This window comes from Curtobacterium sp. B18 (assembly GCF_000333375.1).
Lineage (GTDB): Bacteria > Actinomycetota > Actinomycetes > Actinomycetales > Microbacteriaceae > Curtobacterium.
The window spans coordinates 1-7,490 of the sequence record NZ_BACZ01000499.1; the positions used below are offsets into that span (position 1 = coordinate 1).

The following is a 7,490-nucleotide window of genomic DNA, read 5'->3' on the forward strand; positions in this document are numbered from 1 at the left end:
CGGCGCGGACTTCTACGCGGAGAACACGTGGGAGAACGCCCCGGGCGGTCAACGCATCGCGATCGCGTGGATGAACAACTGGGCCTACGCCTCCAACGTGCCCACCACACCGTGGCAGGGCGCCGAGACGTTCCCACGCTCCCTGTCACTGCGGACCGTCGACGGGAAGGTCCGCATCGTCGAGCAACCCGTGGACGGCATCGACCGGCTGCACTCCGGTCGTCCCGTCCGGGCGCGGAACGTCCCGGTCGCGAACACGACGACGGTGCTCCCCGTGCGGGGCGAGACGCTCGACCTGCGGGCCCACCTCACCCGAGGATCGGCGAAGACCTTCGGGCTCGCCGTGCGGACCGGCGCCGGACAGTCCACGCAGGTCGGGTACGACACGACGACGGGGAAGGTCTTCATCGACCGGACCCACTCGGGGAACGTCGGGTTCAGCAGCGCCTTCCCCTCGCGCAGCGAAGCACCCCTGCCGTTGACCCGCGGCGGCCTGGACCTCCGCATCCTGGTCGACGCGTCCTCGATCGAGGTGTTCGCGGACGACGGGCAGGTCGTCCTCACCGACCAGGTCTTCCCGGACCCGACCAGCACCGGCGTCAGCGCCTTCGCCACGGGTGGCGCCGCCCGGGTGGACGACCTGACGGCCTGGACCCTGCGGTCCATCTGGGGGTGACGTCGCGACCACACAGGGACGCCAGGCGCGGTGCCAACCGGCACCGCGCCTCCCGTCCGTCGTGGTGGCGGACCATCAGCGCAGGCACGCACCGTCGGGGGCGTGACACCGTTCCTGAACGGTTCGTCAGCTCCGGATCGGAGCAGACCGCGCCGTGCTGCCCTACGGTCGGACGCGGGGGCGGTCCGCTCCCGACGACCCTCGAGGAGCACCGATGTCCACGACGCCCCCTGGCTGGTACCCCGACCCCTCGGGGGAGCACGGCAGTCGGTGGTGGGACGGCACCGGGTGGACCGCGCAGGTCGGCCCGCCGCGGGCACAGATGCCGCGCCCGCGCCTCGCCGACCGCGTGCCGACCGACACCGTCTTCGTCTGGGTCCTCGCGCTGCTCCCGCTCCTCGCGCTGCCGATCTCGTTCCTGTACCAGCCGCATATCCGGTACGAGGTCGTCGGACCGGGCGTCCGGACGGTCGACCCGCGATCGATCTACACGGCCGGGTACTTCGCGCTGCAGGGGTTCAGCGTGCTCCTGTACGCCGCGAACGTCGTGCTCGCGTTCCTCGACCACCGCGTGCTCCGCCGACGCGGTGTGGTCCGCCCGTTCCCGTGGCCGTGGGCGTTCCTGTCGCCGGTCGTCTACGTCATCGGCCGGTACGTCGTGGTCCGCAAGGTGGCACCAGGGCGAGGGATGTGGCCGCTCTGGGTGGCCATCGCCGTCACCGTGCTCGGCTTCGTCGTCGGGATCGGCCGTGCCGTCGTGACCTTCCAGCAGATGCTGCCGTAGCCACCGCCGGACCCGTCGGCTACCGCCCGCGCACGAGCCCCGGGATGCGCTCCTTGAACGGGAAGAAGCCGCGCGACGCGAACGGCCACGCTCGGCTGTCCCACGGACGCCGCACGGTCACCAGCCCCGTGTCCGTCTCGGCGAGTGCCGACCGCAGGGCATCCAAGCGCTCCTGCGCCGGCCCCACGGGGGCGTACGGCACCACGACGGTGTCGAGCCGCTCCGAGGTCGCCCAGTCGACGACAGCGGCCACGTCGGACGGGTCGAGCACCTCGGCCGCTCGCCCGTCGGCGTCGAGCGCCCGCGACGCCGCGTCGTCGAGGGCACCGGCCGTGAACTCCTCGACGAGCGTCGACGCCCCCGCGGGCGACCGGGCAGCGGCGGCCCCGACGACCGCGGTCGCGGCGAGTGCCGGGACCGCGCCCCCGAGCGGAGCGAGCAACGAGACCGGCTCGAGGTCCTCGTCGTGCAGCAGCAGACCCGAGCGCGGACCGATCGCGGCCGGGTCGTCGTCGTCCGGGATCGGCGCCGCCGGCGGGAAGGGGTCCTCGTCGAGCGCGACGGCACGCGTGGCGAGCCCCGTCGGCGAGAACCGTCCGTCCGTGTACCGCGCGATGTTGTCCGCCGTCGCGAGGTAGGTCTTCCCACGCGTCTGCAGCCCGGCGACCCACCGCCACGAGAGCGTGTTCGACGCCGCGTCCCCGTCGAGGAGGTGCCGGAGGAAGAAGTCGGCGCCGAGCTGCCACGGCAGCCCGAGCGTGAACACCCAGATGCTCGCGAACCACATCCGGACGTGGTTGTGCAGGTACCCGGTGTCGACGAGCTCCCGCACCCAGGCGTCCATCGCGTCGATCCCCGTCCGACCCGCGACCGCGTCCTCGTAGCCGTCCGGCAGGTCGCCGCCGAGCAGATCCCGCACGTCGGTCCGGTACCGGCGCCACACCTCGGGACGCTGCTCGAGCCACCCCTTCCAGTAGGTCCGCCAGAACACCTCCTGCACGAACTTCTCGGCGGCGTGCAGGCTGTGTCGGTCGAGGACGGCGTCGACGACCTCCTGCTCGGGCACCAGCCGGTGCCGGATGTACGGAGAGAGTCCGGACACGTTCGTCCGCGCCGGTCCGAGATCGTGGTTGCGGTCGCGTCGGTAGTCCGCGCCGGCTCGCGGGACGAACTCGTGGAGTGCGTCGAGGCCGGCGGCTCGCGTGGGGATGAACACCGCGCCATCCTGCGCGCGGCGTCGGCGTGCGAGCCGAGTGCCGTTGTACCCGATCGACGCGAGCGGGCAGCCCGGCGCGGTCGAGGGTCGCCGGCGCGACCCGATCCGGTCGGGAGGCGCGGTGCGGGCCCGCCACGTGCCTCCCGCCCGGGACGGCGGAGCCGGCCCACAGTACTTTCCGGACAGTCCTTGCTTCATCGATTAAGCGGGTGCATGATGAGGGCAGTTAATCGATAAAGCATCCCAGGGAGGCGCCGTGCCGAAGTCCGTGACCCTGAAGGACGTCGCCGCCAAGGTCGGCGTCACCTCGGCAGCTGCGAGCATGGCCCTCGCCGGCCACGAGCGCATCAGTGAGCGCACCCGCGCGGCGGTGCGACAGGCGGCCGACGAACTGGGCTACGTCCCGAGCTCGGCCGGGCGTGCGCTCCGCAGCCAGCGCGCCGACGCCGTCGCCCTCATCGTCCCGAACTCCTCGACCCACGTGTTCGGTCACCTCTACTTCATGCACGTCCTCACCGGGATGTCGACCGCGGCGAACGCGCACGACGCGCAGGTCATCGTCTCGACGAACGCCGACACGACCTCCGGAGGCGTCGCGTACGAGCGGGTGATGCGCTCCCGGACCGCCGACGGCGCGATCGTCACGAGTGCCGCGATCGACGACGACCACGTGCAGGCCCTGGTCGCCAGCGGCCTGCCGGTCGTCCTGATCGGCAACTACCCGCACCTCGCCCGCGCGGTGTCGGTCGGGATCGACGACGTCGCGGCGACCGAGCAGCTCGTCGACCACCTGGTCACCGTCCACGGGCGCCGCCGGCTGCTCCACGTCACCGGCACCCTCGACCACCAGACCGGACTGGACCGCCGCGAGGGGTTCCTCCGCGCGGCGAACACACACGGACTCGCCGAGGTGTCCGTCATCGAGGGGGACCTCTCCGAGGCATCCGGTGCCGCTGCGGTCGACCGGATGCTCGCCGGCGCGCCGGAGGAGCTGCCCGACGGCATCGTCTTCGCGAACGACGACATGGCGGTCGGGGGTCTCCGGGTCCTCCGTCGAGCCGGCGTCCGGGTGCCCGAGGACGTCTCCGTCGTCGGCTTCGACGACTTCGGGCTCGCCCGCGTCACGACTCCGGGGATCACGACGGTCCGCGTCCCGGCAGAGGAGATGGGCCGGATCGCCACCGAGCGGCTCTTCGACCTCGTCGACGCGCGCCGGACCTCCGCCGACGACGCCGAACGGCACACCGAGTTGCCGGTCGAGGTCGTCCTCCGCGGGTCGTGCGGCTGCGACGACGACACCGAGCGCCTCGCGACCTGACCGAGTTCTTCCCCCGTCCCCCTTCCTCCCGCGCACCGATCGACACCGAACACCGACCTGCGCACCCCCTGCAACGCAAAGGAGCGTTCACGATGAAGCACGCACGCACGACCCTCGCGGTCGTCTCCGGCGCCGCCGCCCTCGCCCTCGTCCTCACCGGCTGTTCCGCCGGCGGCGCGGCGACGAGCAACGGCCCCGTCACCCTGAAGGTCTGGACCGGCTTCACCGGCGGCGACCGGCCCGGGTACGCCACGATCGTCAAGGACTTCGAGAAGTCGCACCCGAACATCACGGTCGACATGACCGTGCAGCCGTGGGACACCATCCAGCAGAAGCTGCCCTCGGCCTGGCTGACCGGCCAGGGCCCGGACGTGGCCGCGGTGTCGAGCGACCCGAACGCCGTCGCGCAGTACGTGAAGACGAACTCGGTGCTGCCGATCACGATGACGGGCAGCGGTGACGGCAAGATCAACACATCGGAGTTCGCACCCGGCACCGTGCAGGAGTTCACCTACGACGGCAAGCTCTACGGGGTCCCCGCGAACTTCGCGACGCTGAGCCTGTACTACAACAAGAAGCTCTTCGAGGCAGCCGGCATCGCGAACCCGCCGACGACCGTGCAGGAGATGGCCGCCGACGCGAAGCAGCTGACGACCGGTGGCAAGTACGGCATAGCGCTCGCCGACAACCAGACCATCCAGATGTGGCCGGTGCTCCAGTGGCTCGAGGGCGGCGACATCGTCACGAGCAAGGGCTGCAGTGCCGTCCAGACGAGCGCCTCGCGCCAGGGGCTCTCGACGTGGGGTGACCTCGTCGCGAAGGACAAGGTCAGCCCGGTCGGCCTCACCGGTGCCGAAGCCGACTCGCTGTTCTCCGCCGGCAAGGCCGCCATGGAGATCAACGGGCCGTGGGCAGCACCCGGGTACAAGTCGGCGGGCATCGACCTCGGCATCGTGAAGGTGCCGGTCGGCGTCGACGGCAAGTCGACGACCCTCGGCTCGATCGCGCCGCTGTCGATCTCGGCGAAGACCAAGTACCCGACGCAGGCCCAGGAGTTCCTCGCCTACTGGACCTCGAAGACGGCGCAGCAGAAGTTCTCGCTGCAGACCGGCTTCCCGCCGCTCCGCACCGACCTCTCCGACGACGCTGACCTGAAGGCCGACGCCACCGTCTCGGTGTTCGCCAGCCAGGTCCCCGACTCCCGTCTGTACCTGCCGCACGTCACGAACGCCACCAAGGTGGACTCCGATGCGTACGTCCCGATGATCGGCAAGATCACCCGTGGCACCTCCGTCGTCGAAGCGACGAAGGAAGCCGCGCAGACCATCGACGGCCTGACCGGTTGCAGCAAGTGACCGACCGACTCGTCGGTGCGGCCCCGCCACGCAGCACGCGTGACGGGGCCGCCGCCCCCGACGGCCAGGAGGCACGCCCCGGCCGTCGCCGAGCGCGCCGCTTCCAGCCGGCGTGGCTCTTCATGGCCCCGTCGCTGCTCATCCTCGGCGTCTTCGTCCTCTTCCCGATCCTGCGCTCGCTGTACTACTCGTTCTTCGACTGGACGGTCGGCGCCGTCTCGCAGCAGTTCGTCGGGTTCGGGAACTACGTCCAGCTGGCGCACGACCCCCAGTTCTGGAACGCGCTGCGGGTCACGCTCGAGTACACGGTCGTGTCCGTCGTGCTGCTGGTGGTGCTCGGCTTCGTCGCGGCGCTGCTCCTGCAGCGGGACACCCTGCTGAACCGGATCGTCCGCTCGGTGTTCTTCTTCCCGACGATCGTCTCCCTCGTCACGATCGGTCTGGTCTGGAAGTTCCTCCTCGACCCGGACATCGGCCTCGTCGGCGGGCTCACCGCGCTAGTCGGTCTGCCGAGCGTCGCCTGGCTGCAGTCCACCTCGCTCGCGCTGCCGACCGTGATCTTCGTGGCCGTGTGGAAGAGCATCGGCTTCGCGATGATCCTCTTCATCGCGGGGCTGAAGGGCGTCCCGGCCGAGCGCTACGAGGCCGCCGAGCTCGACGGCGCGAACCGCTGGCAGACCGTCTGGCGGATCACCCTGCCGAGCATCCGCCCCACCCTCCTCTTCACGTCGATGATCCTCACGATCCAGTCGTTCCAGGTGTTCGACCTCGTCTACGTGATGACCGGCGGTGGCCCCGTGTTCGCCACCGACTCCCTCGTGAACCTGCTCTACCGGGACGGGTTCGTGAACTACCAGACCGGGTACGCGTCGGCGATCTCCTGGGTCCTCTTCGTGATCGTCATGCTCATCTCGCTCCTGCAGCTCCGACTCTTCCGCTACGACGATGTCGACTGACGCGTTGACGCGGCGACCGTCCGTGACGGAGCCGCCCCGTGCCTCCCGGCCCACCACCGAACACCGACGGCGGCGACACGGCCGCTGGAGTGGCCTCGTCGTCACCGGCTCCGTGCTCAAGTGGGTGTACCTCGGGATCGGACTCGTGTTCGCGCTCGTGCCGTTCATCTGGATGGTGAGCGGGTCGTTCCGGTCCGAGGCCGATCTGTTCGGCCACCCCGCCTCGCTCTTCCCGACGAGCATCACGCTGCACGGCTACGAGGGGGTGTGGCAGCAGCTCCCGTTCCTCCGGCTCCTGCTCAACTCGTTCGTGTTCACCGTCGTGACGACCGTGCTGACGCTCCTGTTCGACTCGATGTGCGCCTACGCGCTCGCCCGGATGCGGTTCGTCGGGCGGAACGTCGCATTCGTGCTCGTCATCGCGACGCTCATGGTGCCGTTCCAGGTGACGCTCATCCCGGTGTTCGTCGAGCTGTTCCACCTCGGGTGGCTGAACACCTACCAGGGCCTCATCATCCCCCGGGCCACGAGCGCGTTCGGGATCTTCCTGTTCCGGCAGTTCTTCATCGACATCCCGCCGGAGCTCGACGAGGCGGCGCGGATCGACGGGGCCGGCCACTGGCGGATCTACTGGCAGGTGATCCTGCCCCTGGCGAAGCCGGCGATCGCGACGGTGGCCGTGCTCAACGGCATGGCGCTCTGGAACGACCTGCTCTGGCCGCTCGTCGTGAGCACCTCGAACGACATGCTCACGCTGCCGGCCGGCCTGACCCTGTTCGGAGGGGCGCACGTCACCGACCACGCGGTGCTGCTCGCCGGGGCCATGATCTCCCTCGTCACGATCGCCCTCGGGTTCTTCTTCGCGCAGAAGTACTTCGTCGCGGGCGTGGCGACATCGGGGCTGAAGTGACCGGGGCAGCGGCCGGAGCCTCCGGGACGCCGTTCGCTCCGGGATCGTTCACCTGGGCGCTCGGCATCGAGGACACGTGCGTGTACACGCCGGCCCGCTTCGGGATGGCACCGCTCGACGAGCACGTCCTCACCGGGCACGACCTCGCGTGACGGACCGATCTCGACACCGTTCGGGAGCTCGGCGCGAGCTCGCTCCACTACTGGGTCGACTGGGCGAAGGTGCACCTCGGCCCCGGGCTGTTCGACTGGTCGGTCCTCGACGAAGGGTTGCCC

At 70.4% G+C, this 7,490-nt stretch carries 8 protein-coding genes; 7 read left to right on the forward strand and 1 reads right to left on the reverse strand.

What is annotated here, in order from left to right:
- Both I5E_RS13145 and I5E_RS13150 read left to right on the forward strand, forming a co-directional pair.
- Nucleotides 1-676 (forward strand): glycoside hydrolase family 32 protein (locus I5E_RS13145; RefSeq protein WP_022907393.1); only part of this gene is annotated, 676 nt, incomplete at its 5' end.
- A 214-nt stretch (nucleotides 677-890) separates the two neighbouring features.
- Complete coding sequence (locus I5E_RS13150) at nucleotides 891-1,460, forward strand: DUF2510 domain-containing protein (protein WP_042723868.1); 570 nt, start codon at nucleotides 891-893, stop codon at nucleotides 1,458-1,460.
- Between the two features lie 19 nt (nucleotides 1,461-1,479).
- Here the strand turns inward: I5E_RS13150 and I5E_RS13155 are convergent, their stop codons facing one another.
- Nucleotides 1,480-2,676 carry an FAD-binding domain-containing protein gene (locus I5E_RS13155; RefSeq protein WP_022907395.1) on the reverse strand — a complete coding sequence of 399 codons (1,197 nt, stop codon included), beginning with the start codon at nucleotides 2,674-2,676 and terminating at the stop codon, nucleotides 1,480-1,482.
- A 256-nt stretch (nucleotides 2,677-2,932) separates the two neighbouring features.
- Here I5E_RS13155 and I5E_RS13160 point away from each other — a divergent pair, with 256 nt between their 5' ends.
- The 5 genes from I5E_RS13160 to I5E_RS25560 all read left to right on the forward strand — a co-directional run bounded on the left by I5E_RS13160 (nucleotide 2,933) and on the right by I5E_RS25560 (nucleotide 7,367).
- Nucleotides 2,933-3,994 (forward strand): LacI family DNA-binding transcriptional regulator, encoded by a 1,062-nt coding sequence (locus I5E_RS13160; RefSeq protein WP_022907396.1) that lies wholly within the window; start codon nucleotides 2,933-2,935, stop codon nucleotides 3,992-3,994.
- Nucleotides 3,995-4,086: 92 nt separating this feature from the next.
- A complete protein-coding gene (locus I5E_RS13165; RefSeq protein WP_022907397.1) occupies nucleotides 4,087-5,349 on the forward strand; it encodes a sugar ABC transporter substrate-binding protein in 1,263 nt (420 codons plus the stop codon).
- Entirely contained in the window at nucleotides 5,346-6,305 is a 960-nt protein-coding gene (locus I5E_RS13170; protein ID WP_022907398.1) for a carbohydrate ABC transporter permease, read from the forward strand. The genes I5E_RS13165 and I5E_RS13170 overlap by 4 nt, the downstream gene beginning before the upstream one ends.
- A gap of 112 nt (nucleotides 6,306-6,417) precedes the next feature.
- Complete coding sequence (locus I5E_RS13175; RefSeq protein ID WP_031262679.1) at nucleotides 6,418-7,215, forward strand: carbohydrate ABC transporter permease; 798 nt, start codon at nucleotides 6,418-6,420, stop codon at nucleotides 7,213-7,215.
- Complete coding sequence (locus I5E_RS25560; protein ID WP_022907400.1) at nucleotides 7,212-7,367, forward strand: hypothetical protein; 156 nt, start codon at nucleotides 7,212-7,214, stop codon at nucleotides 7,365-7,367. The genes I5E_RS13175 and I5E_RS25560 overlap by 4 nt, the downstream gene beginning before the upstream one ends.
- The last annotated feature ends 123 nt before the right edge of the window (nucleotides 7,368-7,490 follow it).